Here is a 17,376-nt window from a genome sequence, read left to right as displayed (position 1 = left end):
GCGGGTCAATTTGGCGACGGCGGGTCGCAACTGGTGACTAGTGGCCCGCGAACTGGGCGAAAACCGCTGGCAGGAACCCAGCGAGGTGGTTCATCTCCTGGGCGCAGTGCACCATCAGATCGCGCGGGTCAGGCAACTGCCGGGCTGCCACCGGGCGCACCGCCCGGTCGGTCAGCCGGTTACCGCCCCGCACAGCGACGTGGCGGCCACCCATCCAGAACCGGGACCTCATCTCCGAGCCGTCCGCGGTCGGCCGGATGTGGTGGACGAACCAGCCCACGTCGACCGGCACCTCAGACGATCCCAGTCGCGCGCACACCGCAATGCCGTCACCGAGCGACGCCGCGTCGAAACCCATCCGCGCCGGTTCGACGAAGCTGATCGTCGCCTTGGTCAGTGCTGAGCCCAGATACTCCTGAATCACCGACGTCCGGCCGACATAGCTTCCGTCGGGTCCGGTGTCGGCCCAGCGCGCCGACACATGCGCCCGCGGGTGCCACAGCTTGTAGCGCCGGGAGTCGCTGCCGTGCCAGCCGAACCACCACGACCACATCTGCGGGGTGACACCCGGCATATCCGTGCGCGCGGAGGCCTGGATCCCGCCATCACGCAGCAGGCCGTAGCCGTTCTCGGTCTGCTGGTAGCCCTCGTCGAGAAGTGTTGCGGCGGAGTCGAAGCCGAGCAACACCTCCTCGGCCTGTGGACCGTGCTCCAGGGCCGTGACGATGTGGGCGGGCAGCGGCGCCATCTCGGGGTTGAAGAACGCACCCCACTCGGTAGCCGCGTCACCGGGGCGGTAACCAAGATAGGTGCTGCCCATCAGAGGCGTCCCATCCAGGTATGGAAGCGGCCGTCGGGGTCGTACTCAGCGCGGACCCGGTCGAGCTTGGCCATGTTGTCATCGGTGACGAATTTGGCGGGCCGCTCGCCGAGGTTCTCGTCGGCGAGCTGCACACCGGTCTGCAGGTGCTCCATGTTCGCCATGTTGGAACGTGCCCAGTCCGAATACTTTTCGTCGTCGGCGGCGTCCTTCCACACTGTGTAGAGCGCCAGATAGATCTCGTCCTCCAGGCTGTAGGCCATGTCCTGGCGCTGCGGCGAGGGACCCCAGTTCAGCCACAGAAAGTGCGCCGGGTGCGGCGGCATGGTCTCGAAGATGCGCCGGATGCCGGGCAGCAGATCCTCGGCCGACGCCGATGTCCACATGTTGTCGGTGGCATACCGGTAGCCGGTCGGGTAGTTGCTCATCACGCCCTCGTAGGCGGTCGGCAAGTCGATCGGGGCATACGGCACGGCGATGGTCGCCTTGTCGAGCACCGGGCAGGTCTGCAGGATCGCCAGCGCCTCGATGGCCTCGGCCTCGGTATCGGCGAACACCGGTGAGGCGACGGTGATCCCGGGGGTGGTCACACCCAGTGCCGGAATCTCCCGGGAGGCCAGCATCTGGAACTCGACCCGGCGATCGACGTCGGCACTGATCGAGCGCGCCCAGGTGTAGACCTCGTCGATGTAGTCGGTCGGGTACACGTAGATGGCGTTGCCGCAGATCGCCGGCTTGGGGTACAGCTTGAGGTGGAACGCCGTCACGACTGCGAAGAAGCCGGGGCCTGAACCCCTTGCCGCCCAGTACAAGTCGGCGTGATTCTCGGCGTCGATGTAGATCTGCTCACCGTCGGCGGTCACGACATCCAAGCCGAGAACGCTCTCGCAGGCCGGGCCCCACACCCGGCTGTTCCAGCCGTAGCCACCCTGCAGCAGGTAGCCGCCGATCCGCACACCCTTGCAGTGCCCGGCCGGGAAGAACAGATTCAGCTCGTCGAGTTCGGCGGCCAGGATGCTGCCGCCCTTGCCAGGCCCGACCACCGCGCGCCGGTTCTCGACGTCGACGGTGCTGTTGTCCAGCCTGCTGACGTCGAGCAGCACCCCACCGTCGCGGACGTGGTTGCCCGCCCAGCTGTGCCCGCCGGAGCGCACCCCGATCTTGTGGCCATTGGCCTTGGCGTAACGCACCGTCGCCACGACATCGTCGGCGTCGACCGCCTGGACCACGACGTCGGGGAACCGCTGTGGTGTGCGGGCGTTCCACACCGTGGCGCAGCGCGCGGCCTCATAGCCGTCGTCGCCGCGGAAGAAATGCCGCCCGTCCGGAAGTGATCCCACCGACCCTCTCCTCATGATTCGGAATGCGAACCTTTACGATCCGTTATGCGGCACGATACCGTGGAGGCTCACCACTAGGGAAGGGGATACATATGGCTGACTCCCAGGTGTCCACTCTTCATGCCGGCCGGGCGGCCACCACCCGCGATGACGGCATCCAGGTGCTGCGGCGCGCGGCGGCGGCCCTCGACGAGATCGCGACGGCACCTGGCCGGCTGCGTCTGGTCGACCTGCACAGCCGGCTCGGCCTGGCCAAATCCACCACCCGCCGGTTGCTCGTGGGGCTGATGGAGGTCGGGTTCGCCGCCGTCGACGACGACGGGCGCATCATCCTCGGCGAGCGTCTGCTCGGCCTGGCCAGTTCCAACGCCGCCCACATCACCGCCACCTTCCGGCCGACACTGGAACGGGTGGCCGAGGACACCGCCGAGACGGTCGACCTGTCGATCTACCGGGGTGGGCAGATGCTGTTCATCGACCAGATCGAGTCACCGCACCGGTTGCGCGCGGTGTCCGCGGTCGGCGCCCGATTCCCGCTCTTCGACACCGCCAACGGCAAGGCCGCGCTGGCCCTGCTCGACGAGGCCGAGCTCAACCAGGTGCTCGAACCGCTGGGCGCCGAACGAGCCGCCCGGGTGCGCACCGAGGTCGCCGAGATTCGCACCAGCCGAATCGCATTCGACCGCGATGAACACACCGAGGGCATCTCGGCGGCCGGGGTGGCCGCCCGGGCCGCCGGCGGCAACATCGTCGCCATCTCGGTGCCCGCCCCGACCGACCGTTTCGTGGCCCACCAGACGCGCATCGTGGGCGCGCTGCGCCGTGCCCTGGAGTCACCGGCCTGGCTGGGCTGATCTGCGGGCTTGCCAGCGGGTCTGCACCGGGGGCAAAGTGAGGTTCGTGAGCCGAACCGCACTGCGAATCTGCCCGATCTGTGAGGCCACCTGCGGGTTGGTCCTGACCGTCGACGACGACGCGGGGCGGGTCGAGTCCGCCCGCGGTGACCGCGACGACGTCTTCAGCCACGGCTTCATCTGCCCCAAGGGAGCCAGCTTCCCGGAACTGGACAACGACCCGGACCGGCTGACGGCGCCCCTGGTGCGTCGCGACGGCGAACTGGTGGAGACGTCCTGGGACGAGGCGTTCGCCGCGGCGGCCGAAGGCCTGCAGCGCGTCATCGGCGCGACCGGCGGCCCGTCGGTCGCGGTGTACCTCGGTAATCCCAACGCGCACACCATCGCCGGAGCGCTGTACGGACCGGCCGTGGTGAAATCGCTGGGCACCCGGCACGTGTACTCGGCCAGCACCCTGGACCAGATGCCCAAGCACGTGGCGTGCGGGTACCTGTACGGCAATCCGGTCGCGTTCACCATCCCCGACCTCGACCGCACCGATTATCTGGTGATCATGGGCGGAAACCCGTTGGTGTCCAACGGCTCTCTGGCCACCGCGGCCGACTTCCCGGGCAAGCTCAAGGCATTGCGCAAACGCGGTGGCCGACTGGTGGTGATCGACCCGTCGCGCACCCGGACGGCCGAACTCGCCGACCGTCACCTCGCGGTGCGTCCGGGCACCGACGCCGCGCTGCTGTTCGCCGTCGTCAACGTGCTCTTCGACGAGGACCTGGTGGATCTCGGCCGGCTGGCCGACCACGTCACCGGTGTCGATCAGGTACGCGCCGCCGCGGTCGATTTCCCTCCAGAGGCAGTCGCTGAGCACTGCGGGGTGTCCGCCGAGGACATCCGCACGCTGGCCCGTGAGATCGCCGCCGCCCCCAGCGCTGCGGTGTACGGCCGTATCGGCACGTCCACCGTCGAGTTCGGGACGCTGACCAGTTGGCTGGTCGATGTGGTCAACATCCTGACCGGCAACCTGGACCGGGCCGGCGGTGTCATGTTCGCCAGTCCGCCGATCGGTTCGGCGCCGCGGCCGCCCCGGCCGGGCCGTGGGTTCGTAACCGGTCGTTGGCGCAGCAGGGTGTCCGGCCATCCCGAGGCGCTCTCGGAGATGCCGACCGTGGCGCTGGCCGAGGAGATCGAGACACCTGGTGACGGTCAGGTGCGCGCCGTGATCACCATCGCGGGTAACCCGGTGCTCTCCGCACCGGACGGTCCCCGGTTGAGCGACGCACTCGACACCGTCGACTTCATGCTGTCGGTGGACCCGTACCTCAACGAGACCACCCGGCACGCCGACGTCATCCTGCCCCCGCCCCCGCCAACGCGCGCAGCACATTTCGACGTCGCGCTCAGCGGTGCGGTGGTGCGCAACAACGCCCGGTACTCCCCGCCGGTCTTCCCGCTCGAGGACGGCAGGCCCGATGAGTGCGAGATCCTGGCCCGCCTGGCATTGATCGTGCTGGGCATGGGACCGTCGGCCGACCCGTCGCTGGTCGACGATCAGGTGATCGGCTCGACCCTGGGCAAGGAGGTCAACGACCCGGACTCACCGGTGGCCGGCCGCTCGGTCGAGGAACTCACCGCGATGCTGCCCGACGGACCGGGCTACGAGCGGCGCCTGGACATGATGCTGCGGTTGGGACCGTTCGGCGACGGATTCGGCGCCACGCCGGACGGGCTGACGCTGCAGAAGCTCAAGGACACCCCGCACGGGGTGGACCTGGGCGCGTTGCGGCCGCGTATTCCTGAGGTGCTCCGAACCGCTTCCGGCACCATCGAATTGGCGCCGGAACAGATTCTGGCCGAGGCTCCGCGCCTGCACGCTTCGCTGACCTCGGAGCCGGGTTTCCTGCTCATCGGCCGTCGCCACCTGCGCTCGAACAACAGCTGGATGCACAACGTGCCCGCGCTGTCGGGCGGCAGCAATCGCTGCACTCTGCAGATCCACCCGGATGACGCAGCCCGCCTCGGGTTGGAGGAGACCGCGGTGGTGACCGGGCCGGGCGGCAAGCTGGAGGTGCCGGTGGAGATCACCGACGCGATCCGGCCCGGGGTGGTGTCACTGCCGCACGGCTGGGGGCACACCCAGCCGGGCACCCGGCTGTCGGTGGCGGCCCAGTCACCCGGGGTCAACGTCAACAGCCTCAACGACGGCACGCTGCTGGACCTGCTGTCGGGGACCGCGGTGCTCAACGCGCTTCCGGTCGAGGTGTCGCGGGCGGGCTGAGCACCCCACCCCACGCCCCGACTGTGCGGTGTCATACGCGACACGCCGCCGGCAGCGGATGGGTCCGCACACTCGCGGTGTGCGCGCGGCTATTTCACCAGCGCCACCGCGAAACCGTCCCAGCCCTTGAGCCCGACGGTCTGGATCGCGGCGGTGTCCAGGTGCGGGTGCCGACCCATCATCTCGAGCATGTCGCGCACCGCGCGGGCCTGTAGGTCGTCGGCGGCCGGGTCGAGGATGCGCCCGTTGCGCACCACGTTGTCGACGACGATGACGGTGCCCGGCCTGCCGAGGTCGACGGCCCACTGCACGTAGGCGCTGTTGTTCTCCTTGTCGGCGTCGATGAACACCAGGTCGAAATCGCCGGTCAGGCCGGGCAGGGTGTCCAGCGCGGCGCCGACGACGATCTCCACCCGGTCGCCGACGCCGGCGCGCTCCAGGTTGCGGCGGGCCACCTCGGCGTGCCGGGCCTCGTATTCGAGGGTGACGACGCTGCCTTCGGATCCCACGCCGCGCGCCAGCCAGATCGTGCTGTAGCCGCCGAGCGTGCCGATCTCGAGAACGCGGCGCGCACCGCTCATCCGCACCAGCAGGTACAGCAGGTGTGCGGTCTGCGGGGATACCTCGATGGGCGGCAGGCCCGCGGCGGTGGAGTCGGCCAGTGCCGCGGCCAGCGCCGGATCCTCGTCGAGCAGTGCGCGGTCCAGCAGGGTGTCGACGGGCTGCCAGTCGTCGGGGCCGATCGGTGTGGTCACCGCCCCACCGTATCCCGGTCTCAGCGCACGCCCTCTTTGGCGTAGACCACCCGCAGCACGTGGCCGACCTCCGGACCCATCACCAGTGTGGCCAGTTCGCAGAACGTCGCGACGAAACCCGGACTGTGCGCGGGGCCGGCGCTGTCGTCGAGGTGGTGGGCGATCTCGTGCAACAGAACGAGTTCGCGCATCGCCCAGTCCGCGGTGCTGCGGTCCGGGACGGCGATTGTGGCTGCGCCGTCGCGTCTTTCGTAGTGCGCGGCGGTGGCCGCCCGGCGGGACCGCACCCGCAGAGGTTCGGGCCGCGGCCAGCGAGCGGTCACCGCGGGCAGGGTGAGCACGTCGTCAACATAACGTTGCACGGACTCGATGGACCCGAACCTGGCCTCCGGCGGCAGGGTCAACTGAGTCCCGAAGAAATCGATCGCCCGTGAACTGTGTTCGGCGGCGCGGTCGAAGAGCGTTCGGACGAATTCCTCGGCGGCGTAGACGAGGGCGCGTTGGCTGTCGCGGGCGCTCACCTGCGCAGCCGGCGGCGGGACCCCGGCAGTTCGGGACTCGACCCCAGCCGGGCGTTGCGGCCGGCCTTGTCACCGGCGCGCCGCGCGGCCGACGAATAGCCGGCCGAGGCCCGGCTGGCCTGCCACGTGCCGCGCGCCTGTGAGGTCTGGCGGTAGTGGTCGCGCAGTTCGACTTCCTTGTTGCGCAAGGCAAGTGCGGTCCCGGGTGCGGACGTGCGGTCCTTGGTGGCCTCGCGCTTGGCGTCCTCGCGGGCTTCGGCCAGCCGCTGCCCGACCCGGGCACCAAACGCGAGCTGGAAGTTCAGCCGCGCGGTGATGGTGGGCGTGGGCCGGTGCGCGCCGCTGGACAGATAGAGGTCGCAGGCACGCACCATCTGCACGACCAGGCTTGCGTACAGGGCGTGGCTGGCGTCGATATCCTCCGGGAAACCGTAGGCGTAGACGAACGTCGAGTTCGACGCCACATCGCAGCGCACGTCATTGGCGGCGGCAATACCGGCGAACAACTGGACGTAGGTGCGCAGGCCGCGGGTGCCGGGCTCACCGATGGTGATGGTCCGCTGGATCGGCACCTGCGCAGCGGTCCGCGAGGCCGAGTGTGCCCGTGCCACAGCAAGATCGATCGAGGTGGCGGTGGCCAGCCGCTGGGCGGCAGCCATGAAGGCCTCGGCTTCGTGGGTGTTGTCGGTGCCCTCGGCCTGGCGGAGCAGCGCGGCGATCCGCGCCAGCATCTTGTCTTCGGTCATGACGGCAAACCTAGGTCCGCACTATGACGGGTTCGGCCCTGAGCGACCACACCGGGTGGGCCGCCCGGGCAGTACTCCCCAGACCGGAATTCGTGCACAGCACAACATTAGTCGGCTACTTGGTGACGAACTGGTCGAGCGCGGCGGTCAGCTGTGCCGACAACGGGCCGCCCTTGGCGTAGTTGCCGACATTGTCGCTGGGGTCATCACGCAGCACGTGGTTGACACCCTTGAGTTGGACGAACTGCAGCGCGGTGTGCGCCAGCGCATCGGCCAGCGGCTTCATGTCTGCGCAGTTGGCCTGGGCGTCGGAGTCCGAACAGGTCAGCAGCACCGGGGTGCCGGCCGGGATTGTGGAAGCGAGCGCCAGCGGGTCGATGGCGTCGGCTTCGGCGACCGCTTTGACGTTGCCCGGGTTGAGGATTGCCGACAGGCCCTCGGGCAGTTTGGCGGGCACGGTGCCCGCGGTGCGGGTCTGGGTGACCGCCGCATTCCAGTCGGCGATCACCTGGTCGGCCTGCTGCTGAGTCTTCTGGCCGCTCTTGACCGCGGCCGCCATGTCACCCTGGACGCGGTCGGTGATCAGGTCCAGATAGCGACCACCCAGTGGCTGCAGCAGGCCCAGCGCATGGATCTTGGGCGCCCCGTCGGAGGTGTCGTCAGCCAGCGTCATCGCATGGACGGTGCCCTCGCCGAGGCCGTACACCGAGATGCGGTCCTTGTCGGTCCCGGACTGTCCGGCCAGGAACCGCACCGCGGCTTTGGCGCCCGCGCTGTAGATCGCGCTGCCCACATCAGCGGGCCGTCCGGCATAGGGGCCCAGTCCGGTCTGCCCGGTGCCGACCTTGTCGTAGCGCAGCGACGCCACCCCATGATCGGAGAGGTACTCGGCGAGCTGGCGCATATTGCCGATCGGGCCGGCGACGTTGTTGTCGCCGTTGCGGTCGGTACGGCCGCTCTCGGAGATCAGCAGTGCTGCCGGTGCTGCACCCGCGCCGTGCTGGTGGCGGTAAGTGCCGTGCAGGGTCAACCCGTCGGCCTCGAAGGTCACCTCGTCCTCGACCCAGGCGTGCTGGGTGGTGGTGGACGAGCAGCCCGCCACCAACGTCAGCGCCACTGCGGCCAGGGCGACCCGGCGCAGCAGTCTCACAGCCTGGCCTCGATCCACGCGGTCACGTCGTCGAGCACGCGCTCACGCTCGGGTTCGTTGAACACCTCGTGGTACAGCTCGGGATACACCTTCAGGTGCACGTCGGTGCAGCCCACGCAGTCCACCAGCAGCTTGCTGCCGTCGGCCGGCACCAGCTTGTCCTCGGCACCGTGCACCACCAGCAGCGGCGCAGTCAGACCGCGGGCGCGCTGCGGCATGGTCTCGCCGACCTTCAGCAGCGCCTTGGCGATACCGGCCGGGATCTTCCCGTGCCACACCAGCGGGTCGGCGTTGTAGGCCGCCACCACCTCGGGGTCGCGGGACACCGCGTTGGCGTCGAGTTGTTCGACGGGCAGGTTCGGCAACAGCGAACCAACCGCCTTGCCGAGGAACGCCTTCGCCGGCGGAACGTCTTTCTGGGCGGCGACCGCCGGCCCGGACAACACCATGAGGTCGTACTCGCCGGCATGCTCGACGCCGTAGGTGAAGACGATGCCGCCGCCCATGCTGTGGCCGAGCGCAATGCGCTTGACCCCGGGCACCTCGGCGCTGGCGGTCTTGGCCAGGGTGTCGAAGTCACCGGTGTACTCGTCGATCGAGCGGACCTGCACACGCTTGCCGCCGGAGCGACCGTGACCGCGGTGATCCAGGGCGTAGGTGACCAGTCCGGCCTGGCCGAAACGCTGCGCGACGTGGTCGTAGCGGCGGGCATGTTCGCCGAGGCCGTGCGAGAGCACCACCACACCACGGGGCTCAACATCGGGCGTCCATACGTCGTAGACGATCCGGACACCGCCGACCCCGTCGAATGTCCGCTCGGTGCGGGTTGTGACCATCAGGGCAGCGTAGCGGGACGCCGATCCGCGGTCCCGCTGGCTGTCGGGGGTGGTGCGTAAGCTCGGGTTCGTGAGCGTGCTCGCACGAAGTCTTGACGAGGGGGACGACGACTTCCTGGCCGCGGCCGAGCCGTACCGCCGGGAGTTGCTGGCGCACTGCTATCGGATGACGGGGTCGTTGCACGACGCCGAAGATCTGGTGCAGGAGACGTTCCTGCGGGCCTGGAAGGCCTACGACAAATTCGAGGGCAAGTCCTCGGTGCGCACCTGGCTGCACCGCATCGCCACCAACACGTGCCTGACCGCGTTGGAGGGGCGGCAGCGCCGGCCGCTGCCCACCGGGCTCGGAGCGCCGAGTTCCAATCCGACCGACGAGCTCATCGAGCGCGGCGAGGTGCCGTGGCTGGAGCCACTGCCGGACGCAGCGAACGATCCCTCTGATCCTTCAGTGATCGTCGGCTCGCGGGAGTCCGTCCGGCTGGCATTCGTCGCGGCGCTGCAGCACCTGTCCCCGCGGCAGCGCGCCGTCCTGGTACTGCGCGATGTACTGCAGTGGCGGGCGGCCGAGGTCGCCGATGCCATCGGCAGCTCGACGCCGGCGGTCAACAGCCTGCTGCAGCGGGCTCGCGCTCAGCTTGATGCCGTCGGGCCGAGCCAGGATGACCAGCTGTCGGCACCCGAGTCGCCGGAAGCCCGCGAGCAGCTGGCCCGCTACATCGCGGCGTTCGAGGATTACGACATCGAGCGTCTGGTCACCATGTTCACCGAAGAGGCCGTCTGGGAGATGCCGCCGTTCGTCGGCTGGTACCAGGGCGGGCGAGCGATCGGCGACCTCATCCACCACAACTGCCCGGCCAGCGCGGCCGGCGATATGCGGCTGCTTCCGCTGACGGCCAATGGCCAGCCGGCGGCCGCGATGTACATGCGTCTGCCCGACACCGGCGGGCGCCATGTGCCGTTCCAGCTGCACGTCCTGGATCTGGGTCCGGACGGGGTATCCCACGTGGTGGCGTTCCTCGACACCAGCCTGTTCCCGAAATTCGGCCTGCCCGAGGTGCTTTAGCCGCGAACGCGCTACAGCTGCAACGACTCCTGTGCTTTGCGCAGGGTGGCCGCCGAGGCCTGCAGTCCCAGGAGCTCGTTGACGGCCAGCGGCACCTGCAGCACCTCACCGGCACCCGCGGCCGAGATCAGCGTCGGCAACGACAACGCGACATCGGTGATCTCGTAGGTTCCCCGCTGCACCGTCGACACCGGCAAAACCCGGTGCTGATTGCCCAGGACCGCCTCGATGATGCGTGCGGTGGACAGGCCGATCGCCAGGTTCGTCGCACCCTTGCCTTCGATGATCTCGTAGGCGGCATTGACCACCTCCGCCGAGATCCGGGCGCGGGTGGTCTCGTCGAATACCAGCGCACCGTTGACCCGGAACTGCTCGGCAGGCACACCGCCGATGGACACACTCGACCAGAGCGAGATCTCCGAGTCCCCGTGCTCGCCCACGATGAATCCGTGCACGTTGCCCACCGCGACTCCGGCCCGCTGGGCGATGAGGAAGCGAAACCGACTGGAGTCCAACACCGTTCCGGATCCGAAGATCCGGCCGGGCGGTGCGTCGACCGCCTGTGCGGCGGCGTAGGTGACGATGTCGACCGGGTTGGTGACGAAGATGATCACCGCCCGCGGGGAGTGCTCGAGGAGCTGCGGCGTCAGCTGTTGAGCCATGGCCACATTCGTGGCGGCCAACTCCAGCCGGCTCTGCCCCGGGTGCTGCTTGGCCCCGGCGGTCACCACCACGATCGCCGATCCCGCGGTGACGTCCACCTGATCGGCGCCGGTGACCGTGCAGTGCGGGACGAACTGGCTGCCGTGATTGAGGTCGAGGACCTCGGCGCGCACCTTCTTGAGGTTGGTGTCGTAGAGCGCCAGGGCGCCCGCCGAACCGCGGATCAGGCAGGCGTAGGCGATCGCGGTGCCCACGCTTCCCATGCCGACGATCGAAACCTTGCCCCCGGGATGTTCAGCCACCCCGTCATTCTTCGTCTCTTCACGACGAGTGGCCACCTGCGTCACGGAATTCCGGAGAAAACGTGTCACAGGTGGCCACTCGAGGGGCATGGCGTCAGTCGATGCCGACGATCTCCTGCGCGATCGCCGCGACCCGCGTCTGGGCAGCCGACACCACGCGCTGGCGCGCCTTGTTCGCCTCCTCGTAGGCGATGATCACTCGCAGGTCAGCAGGGTCGGTGAGGTCCTTGACCGCGGCGATCGCCTCGTTGAGGTTGAGCTCGTCGTAGCCCGCGATCGGCAACTCGTCGGCGGCCAACACCCCGGTTGCGCTGCGCATCGAATGCAGCGCGTCAGCGGCCCCGTCGGCGCCCTCACGCCGGATCACCTTCTCCGCAGTCTCCAGCGCGGCATCCCGCGAGGCAGAGGCGGCCTTGACCGCCACCTCGCCGGCGTGCGCACCACGGCTGATCAGCTCATCGACGGCGGGACGCGCACCGCGCAGGCTGTGCAGGGCGCGGTCGACACCGCGAACCGACGAGATCAGCGGCCAGTTCGCCACCCGCAGTGCCAGCCCGGTCACCACCTGGATGGGGGTGCGGCGCAGCGCGGCGGGGCCGCCGAGGGCGTCCTCGGCCAGCACGGTGGTCAGCCAGTCGACGGTCGCGGAGTGGGCGGTGATCAGCCGATCGGCCAGTGCCTCGACGTCAGAACGTTTGGCCGCCACGGCCAGGGCCTTGATGTAGCGGGCGCGATCGAGCAGCTGGCCCTCCAGGGCGAGGTCACCCAACAGCGCCTCGTCGAACGGCTGGGCCTGCTCGGTGAGGGCCTTGACCGCCGCGGCGGCCCGGCCGAAGAACGGACCGATGACATCGGGGAATCCGCCGAGGTCGCGGATCGCGTCCTCGATCGCCTCAGCCCGCTCACGGCCGTTGGCCGCGTTCTGGCTCAGCTCGCGGCGGACAGCCTCGGTGCGGGCCTGGGCGACCCTGGTCTCGGCGATCTGGATTTCGGTGTTGGTCAGGTCAAGAGCTGCTCGCAGCTGGGCAAGCAGAGTGGTATCGGGAATGCTCATTCGGGATTCTCCCCTAGTGCGTTGACGGATTGAGTCGGCGCGGGGTCTGCACCTAACAAGGCCTCTACCCCGTCGCCCCCGTCACTATTCGCGTTTGCAGCGGGTCACAGTTGAATCACGGGATACGTCACGATTTCCTAAGGGAGAACAAGGATTGTTAAGCGTCCTTAGGGGAATTCCGTTGCGGCGACGGTGTACTCAAACCTCGCGAGCGAAAGTGCGGTGCACATCACTGGCGAGAGCCGTAACGCCGCCGCGTCGCCCGGATTCGCAAAACGCACCGGGTTTTGCTGGAAAACCTCAGGGGTACTTTGGCTTTCAGGACGGGGGAATCGATGCCGATTCACGAATCGGAGGAAGAAGTGATCATGAAGTTCAACGGTATGTCGCCGGTCAGGACGACCGCAGCTGTGTGTACCGGTGTTGTCGCGGGGGGATTGGCGGTGGCGACGCTGAGCGCGCCGATCGCCTCGGCAGCGCCCGATTGCAGTGGCGCCGGTGTTGCCAACACCGTCAGCTCCGTAACAGGTTCAGCCCAGCAGTACCTGGCTACCCATCCCGGTGCCGGACAGGTGCTGAGCGCGGCGGCCAACCAGCCCCGCATGCAGGCCGCGGCCAACGTGCGCGGGTACTTCACGGCCAATCCGCAGGAGTACTACGAGTTGCGGGGCATCCTGGCCCCGATCGGTGAGGTTCAGCGCGCCTGCAACATCACGGTGCTGCCGCCGGACCTGTCGTCGGCCTACAACGAGTTCATGGCCGGCTGATCAGTCGCATGGCCATCCGCCGCCACGGATCCACCGTGGCGGTGGATGGCCTCAGGCCTCCAGCCGGGCCAGCGCCGTCGCGGTCAGATCGTCGAAGGCCCGCAGCTGCGCCGGGCTCATCCCGTCGAAGACCACCGACCGCACCAACTCCACATGCCCGGGCGCGGCCGCGCTCAGCGCCCGGCGCCCACTCGCGGTGATGTCGATGACAGCACCGCGGCGATCCTGATCACTGCCCTCGCGATCCAGCAGTCCTCGGCTCCGCATCCGGGCCAGCTGATGAGACAACCGGCTCTGCTCCCAACCCAGTTCATCGGCCAGTTCGAAGATGCGCAGCGGCCCCTGGTCAGAGAGCGCCACCAGCACCTCGTAGTCGGCCAGGGACAGCCCACACTCGGTTTGGAGCTGGCGATTCATCGCCGCTTGCAGGCGGGTCACCATCGCCAGGTAGTTCCGCCACACCCGCTGTTGGTCCTCATCGAGCCAGCGTTGCGTCATAGCCCCACCCTAGCGGAATAGATGACACGTCATCCATGTTGTCGAGGTCATCGCCGGCCACCTAGGCTGGCAACGACCCAAGGGGTGATGACATGGCCGCGACAGTCGACATCAGACGTGCCGCCGACCGCGCCGCGACGAAGATCTCGTGGCTGGACTCGAAGCATTCGTTCTCCTTCGCCGATCACTACGATCCGGCGAACACCCACCACGGATTGCTCCTGGTGAACAACGACGACCGGGTGGCACCGGGTACTGGATTCGATACCCATCCGCACCGGGACATGGAAATCGTCACCTGGGTGCTGCAGGGCTCCCTGGTGCATCAGGATTCCACCGGCCACTCCGGTGTCATCTACCCGGGACTGGCCCAGCGGATGTCGGCAGGTCGCGGCATCCTGCACTCTGAGAAGAATGATTCCTGGACGCTGACCGGCGACGAAAGCCACAGCGAGCCGGTTCATTTCGTGCAGATGTGGGTGGTGCCGGACGAAGCCGGCGTCACTCCCGGCTACCAGCAGCTCGAGATCGACGACGAACTGCTGCGCGGCGGACTGGTCACCATCGCGTCCGGAATGCCCGAGCATCGCGATGAGACCGCGATCAGCATCCGCAACCGCTACGCCGCCCTGCACGGTGCGCGCCTGCATCCGGGTGACTCGGTTCAGCTCCCCGAAGCCCCGTATCTGCACCTGTTCGTCCCACGCGGGGTCGTGACACTGGAGGGGGCCGGCGAACTCACCGACGGTGACGCGGTGCGGTTCACCTCCTCGGGTGGGCAGCGCGTCACCGCGACGGCACCCTCGGAGATCCTCGTCTGGGAGATGCATGCGGGCTTGGCGGGCTAGCCTCACCTCCGCCGCCGCGCTCGCGGTGGCAGTGGGATGTGGCCAACCGGCGCCACCCGCACCGAGCGCGTCAGCGCCGGCCGGGTTGGCGCCGGTGACCGTGACGGTGCCGGCCGGGCTGGCGCAGGCTCCGCTCGACGTTCCCCGCCAGGCGTTGATTCCCCGGGGCTGGACGATGTCGGTGTGGGCCCGGGTGCCCAAGGCACGGCTGGCGGTGTGGGCACCCGACGGTGCCCTGCTGGTGTCGGTGCCCAGCCGGGGCACGGTGCTGCGCCTCAGTCCGGACGGTGAGCAGGCCCGGGTGGAGACCCTGCTGGACGGCCTGACCCAGCCGCACGGCCTGGCGTTCGACGGCGCGACTCTGCTGGTGGCCGAAAGCAATCAGATCGACACGTTCCGGTATGCCGACGGTGCCGCCACGGATCGCCGCGTCATCGCCGGCGGCCTGCCCGATGCGCGCAGCCCCGAACTGCGCGGCGCCTATGCCCATGCACTCAAGAGCGTGGCGGTCGGTGCCGACGGTGCGGTGTACTTCTCGATCGGCTCCACCGGCAACATCTCCGCTGAGGACCGCACGGCAAGCCCGCCGCGGGCGACCATCATGCGCATCCCGCCCGGCGGCGGCACACCGGAGGCCTTCGCCACCGGGGTGCGTAATGGCACCGGTCTGGCTGTGGCGCCGGATGATTCGGTGTGGACGGCGGTGAACAATCGCGACAATGTGGCCGATCCCCGGCCGGGACCCGACTACGGTCAGGTGCGCGCCGATTACGTCGGTGAGCATCCGCCCGAGTCGGTGGCCAAGCTGACCCCCGGGCGTGAACTCGGTTGGCCCTACTGCAATCCCGATATTGACGGCGCACCGCGGTTCATCCGCGACGTGCAGACCAACGCCGACGGCAGCCGACTCGACTGCGCCGCACTGGCGCCGGTGGAACAGACCCTGGGCGCTCATTCCGCCCCACTGGGTCTGAGCTTCGTCGACGGCGCATTACCGGCGCCCTACACCAGCGGCGCGCTGATCGGCGTGCACGGGTCGTGGAACAGGACGCCGCCGCGCGCCCCCGAAGTGTCGTTCTTTCCCTGGCGGGCAGGAACTTTGGGCCCCCAACAGACCTTGGTCGGCGGTTTCCAGAACGAGGAGGGCGACCGATGGGGTCGCCCGGTGGCCGCCGTCGCCGGTCCGGACGGCGCGGTGTACATCACCGACGATGACGCCGGTGCGGTGTACCGTCTCGCGCCGCCGGACCGGTGAGCGACTAGCGGTGGACCTGGTCGCGCCGTCCCGTGACAGCGAGGTAGATCGCGATCAGGACCACGGCGACCACGACGCCGACGATGAACGGGATGATGGCGAAACCGCCGTTGGAGTTGGCGTATCCGACCTGGTAGCTGATCCAGGATCCCAGGAACGACCCCACCACGCCCAGCAGGATCGTCATCAGGATGCCGATGTTCTGCTTGCCGGGCATGACCAGCCGTGCCAGCGCGCCGACGATCAAGCCGACGACGATCGCTCCGATAATCGTTCCGATCATTACTGCTCCTCGGGTTCGGGCGGCCCCGGGCGGGATCCGCGCCAAGCACGTGTTCCCATTCCTGGGACTCGATAACCTCCCGGCGGCACGAAATCGCGCATCAGCAAAGACCGTCGGCCGTGTTGTGACAGCCCCGGATCCGAACCGTCATGGCATTGTTACGAAAGTTGACTGTGTGGTTGCTGTGACTACAGTGAATAGTGCTGTAGTCGCTGACCTTCACCGAAAGGGCAACTGTGCCAACCCCAGTCGCCACCGCTCGGCGAGTCGCCGCCAGCTGTATGGCGGCGATCGCGTGCCTGACGCTGGCCGCCACCACCGGCGCGCCGGTGGCGGTAGCGGACGGCAAGGAGCAGCTGGCGCAAGCCATCGCCACAACCCGCGGCAGCTATCTGGTGTACAACTTCGGCGGCGGTTACCCGGCGCCGATGCTCAACGCGGCGGGCAACTGGTACGAGATGACCAACGGCGGTCATCTGATGATCATCAAGAACGCCTCGCAGCGGCTGACTCCCCGGCTGCTCGTCGACACCCACACCGGATATCAGGCCCGCTGCGAGAGCACCCCGGGTGCCCGCACCCGGGAGGGTTTGGTGCAGGCGTCCGAGACTTACACCCCGCTGCAGGCCTGGCAAGTACTGGGCCAGCCGACCATCGCCATCAACGCCAACTTCTTTGATGTGCGGTCCCAGCAGGCGGGGTCGTGGAAGTCAACGGGCTGCAGTTCCCCGTTGGGCGCCTACGTGGACAACACCCGCGGGCAGGGTCGCGCCAACGCGGCGGTCACCGGCACCATCGCCTACGCAGGCAAGCAGGCGCTGTCCGGCGGGGACGAGGTGTGGACGGCGCTGACCACCATGATCCTGCCGGTCGCCGGCGCACCGTTCGTCGTAACACCGAAGGCCCCCAACGACTATGACGCCGCGGGCCCGGTGATTCAGGGGTTGATGGACAAAGGCACGCGGTTCGCTGCCGTGAGCGGTCTCAAGCTGCTCGCTCCCGGCGACACCGGGCAGATGAACGATCCGGGGCCCAGCGCAGCGCGCACCGCGCTGGCCTATGCCCGCGACAAGGACGAGATGTACATCTTCCAGGGCGGCAGCTACACGCCCGACCAGATCCAGGATCTGTTCCGCGGCTTGGGCAGTGACACCGCGATCCTGCTCGACGGCGGCGGTTCCTCGGCCATCGTGCTGCGCCGCGACACCGGCGGCATGTGGGCCGGCGCGGGAGTCCCGAAGGGCTCCTGCGACACCGTGCAGGTGCTGTGTGATTCTCGGGAGCGTGCGCTGCCCAGCTGGCTGGCGTTCAACTAGCTCGTCACCCCGTCGCCGAGATCGACGTAACGA

18 protein-coding genes are annotated in these 17,376 nt (G+C 68.5%); 7 read left to right on the top strand and 11 right to left on the bottom strand.

What is annotated here, in order from left to right:
- Positions 1-37 precede the first annotated feature (37 nt).
- Positions 38-820 carry a DAPG hydrolase family protein gene (locus BN3385_RS03590; protein WP_059015103.1) on the bottom strand — a complete coding sequence of 261 codons (783 nt, stop codon included), beginning with the start codon at positions 818-820 and terminating at the stop codon, positions 38-40.
- Entirely contained in the window at positions 820-2,160 is a 1,341-nt protein-coding gene (locus BN3385_RS03585) for an FAD-binding oxidoreductase (protein ID WP_059015101.1), read from the bottom strand. Before BN3385_RS03585 ends, BN3385_RS03590 begins: the two co-directional genes overlap by 1 nt.
- A gap of 92 nt (positions 2,161-2,252) precedes the next feature.
- Here BN3385_RS03585 and BN3385_RS03580 point away from each other — a divergent pair, with 92 nt between their 5' ends.
- Entirely contained in the window at positions 2,253-3,014 is a 762-nt protein-coding gene (locus tag BN3385_RS03580) for an IclR family transcriptional regulator (RefSeq protein ID WP_059015100.1), read from the top strand.
- A 46-nt stretch (positions 3,015-3,060) separates the two neighbouring features.
- Entirely contained in the window at positions 3,061-5,286 is a 2,226-nt protein-coding gene (locus BN3385_RS03575; protein WP_059015098.1) for a molybdopterin-dependent oxidoreductase, read from the top strand.
- Positions 5,287-5,375: 89 nt separating this feature from the next.
- Here the strand turns inward: BN3385_RS03575 and BN3385_RS03570 are convergent, their stop codons facing one another.
- The 5 genes from BN3385_RS03570 to BN3385_RS03550 form a co-directional block, all read right to left on the bottom strand.
- Positions 5,376-6,041 (bottom strand): O-methyltransferase, encoded by a 666-nt coding sequence (locus BN3385_RS03570; protein ID WP_502688036.1) that lies wholly within the window; start codon positions 6,039-6,041, stop codon positions 5,376-5,378.
- A gap of 20 nt (positions 6,042-6,061) precedes the next feature.
- On the bottom strand, positions 6,062-6,562 hold the full coding sequence (locus BN3385_RS03565; protein ID WP_059015096.1) for a TIGR04338 family metallohydrolase: 501 nt from the start codon (positions 6,560-6,562) through the stop codon (positions 6,062-6,064).
- Complete coding sequence (locus BN3385_RS03560; protein ID WP_059015094.1) at positions 6,559-7,308, bottom strand: DUF2786 domain-containing protein; 750 nt, start codon at positions 7,306-7,308, stop codon at positions 6,559-6,561. Before BN3385_RS03560 ends, BN3385_RS03565 begins: the two co-directional genes overlap by 4 nt.
- 115 nt (positions 7,309-7,423) lie before the next feature.
- The gene (locus tag BN3385_RS03555; RefSeq protein WP_197415114.1) at positions 7,424-8,458 is read right to left on the bottom strand and encodes an alpha/beta hydrolase; all 1,035 of its coding nucleotides are present in this window, start codon (positions 8,456-8,458) and stop codon (positions 7,424-7,426) included.
- Positions 8,455-9,294: an alpha/beta hydrolase gene (locus BN3385_RS03550; protein ID WP_059015093.1), complete on the bottom strand. Its 840-nt coding sequence runs from the start codon at positions 9,292-9,294 to the stop codon at positions 8,455-8,457. The genes BN3385_RS03555 and BN3385_RS03550 overlap by 4 nt, the downstream gene beginning before the upstream one ends.
- Before the next feature lie 70 nt (positions 9,295-9,364).
- Here BN3385_RS03550 and BN3385_RS03545 point away from each other — a divergent pair, with 70 nt between their 5' ends.
- Positions 9,365-10,357 carry a sigma-70 family RNA polymerase sigma factor gene (locus BN3385_RS03545; RefSeq protein WP_059016346.1) on the top strand — a complete coding sequence of 331 codons (993 nt, stop codon included), beginning with the start codon at positions 9,365-9,367 and terminating at the stop codon, positions 10,355-10,357.
- An 11-nt stretch (positions 10,358-10,368) separates the two neighbouring features.
- On the opposite strand, the gene BN3385_RS03540 is transcribed toward BN3385_RS03545, so the two are convergent.
- Together BN3385_RS03540 and BN3385_RS03535 are read right to left on the bottom strand one after the other, a co-directional pair.
- Complete coding sequence (locus tag BN3385_RS03540) at positions 10,369-11,322, bottom strand: L-lactate dehydrogenase (protein ID WP_286141620.1); 954 nt, start codon at positions 11,320-11,322, stop codon at positions 10,369-10,371.
- Positions 11,323-11,416: 94 nt separating this feature from the next.
- Complete coding sequence (locus tag BN3385_RS03535; RefSeq protein WP_059015091.1) at positions 11,417-12,376, bottom strand: hypothetical protein; 960 nt, start codon at positions 12,374-12,376, stop codon at positions 11,417-11,419.
- 368 nt (positions 12,377-12,744) lie between these two features.
- On the opposite strand from BN3385_RS03535, the gene BN3385_RS03530 reads away from it, so the two are divergent.
- Positions 12,745-13,143, top strand: a complete 399-nt coding sequence (locus BN3385_RS03530; protein ID WP_059016343.1) for a heme-binding protein — start codon at positions 12,745-12,747, stop codon at positions 13,141-13,143.
- A 51-nt stretch (positions 13,144-13,194) separates the two neighbouring features.
- Here the strand turns inward: BN3385_RS03530 and BN3385_RS03525 are convergent, their stop codons facing one another.
- On the bottom strand, positions 13,195-13,641 hold the full coding sequence (locus tag BN3385_RS03525; protein ID WP_059015089.1) for a MarR family winged helix-turn-helix transcriptional regulator: 447 nt from the start codon (positions 13,639-13,641) through the stop codon (positions 13,195-13,197).
- Positions 13,642-13,733: 92 nt separating this feature from the next.
- Here BN3385_RS03525 and BN3385_RS03520 point away from each other — a divergent pair, with 92 nt between their 5' ends.
- A complete protein-coding gene (locus tag BN3385_RS03520; protein WP_059015087.1) occupies positions 13,734-14,489 on the top strand; it encodes a pirin family protein in 756 nt (251 codons plus the stop codon).
- Positions 14,470-15,744, top strand: coding sequence for a PQQ-dependent sugar dehydrogenase (locus tag BN3385_RS03515; RefSeq protein WP_059015086.1), 1,275 nt, complete (start codon positions 14,470-14,472; stop codon positions 15,742-15,744). Before BN3385_RS03520 ends, BN3385_RS03515 begins: the two co-directional genes overlap by 20 nt.
- A 4-nt stretch (positions 15,745-15,748) precedes the next feature.
- Here the strand turns inward: BN3385_RS03515 and BN3385_RS03510 are convergent, their stop codons facing one another.
- On the bottom strand, positions 15,749-16,027 hold the full coding sequence (locus tag BN3385_RS03510) for a GlsB/YeaQ/YmgE family stress response membrane protein (RefSeq protein ID WP_059015084.1): 279 nt from the start codon (positions 16,025-16,027) through the stop codon (positions 15,749-15,751).
- Between the two features lie 281 nt (positions 16,028-16,308).
- Here BN3385_RS03510 and BN3385_RS03505 point away from each other — a divergent pair, with 281 nt between their 5' ends.
- Positions 16,309-17,343 (top strand): phosphodiester glycosidase family protein, encoded by a 1,035-nt coding sequence (locus BN3385_RS03505; RefSeq protein ID WP_156432666.1) that lies wholly within the window; start codon positions 16,309-16,311, stop codon positions 17,341-17,343.
- Positions 17,344-17,376: the final 33 nt, after the last annotated feature.

It is taken from the genome of Mycobacterium sp. M26, from assembly GCF_001494595.1.
Lineage (GTDB): Bacteria > Actinomycetota > Actinomycetes > Mycobacteriales > Mycobacteriaceae > Mycobacterium.
This window is presented reverse-complemented; position numbering and strand designations above follow the sequence as displayed.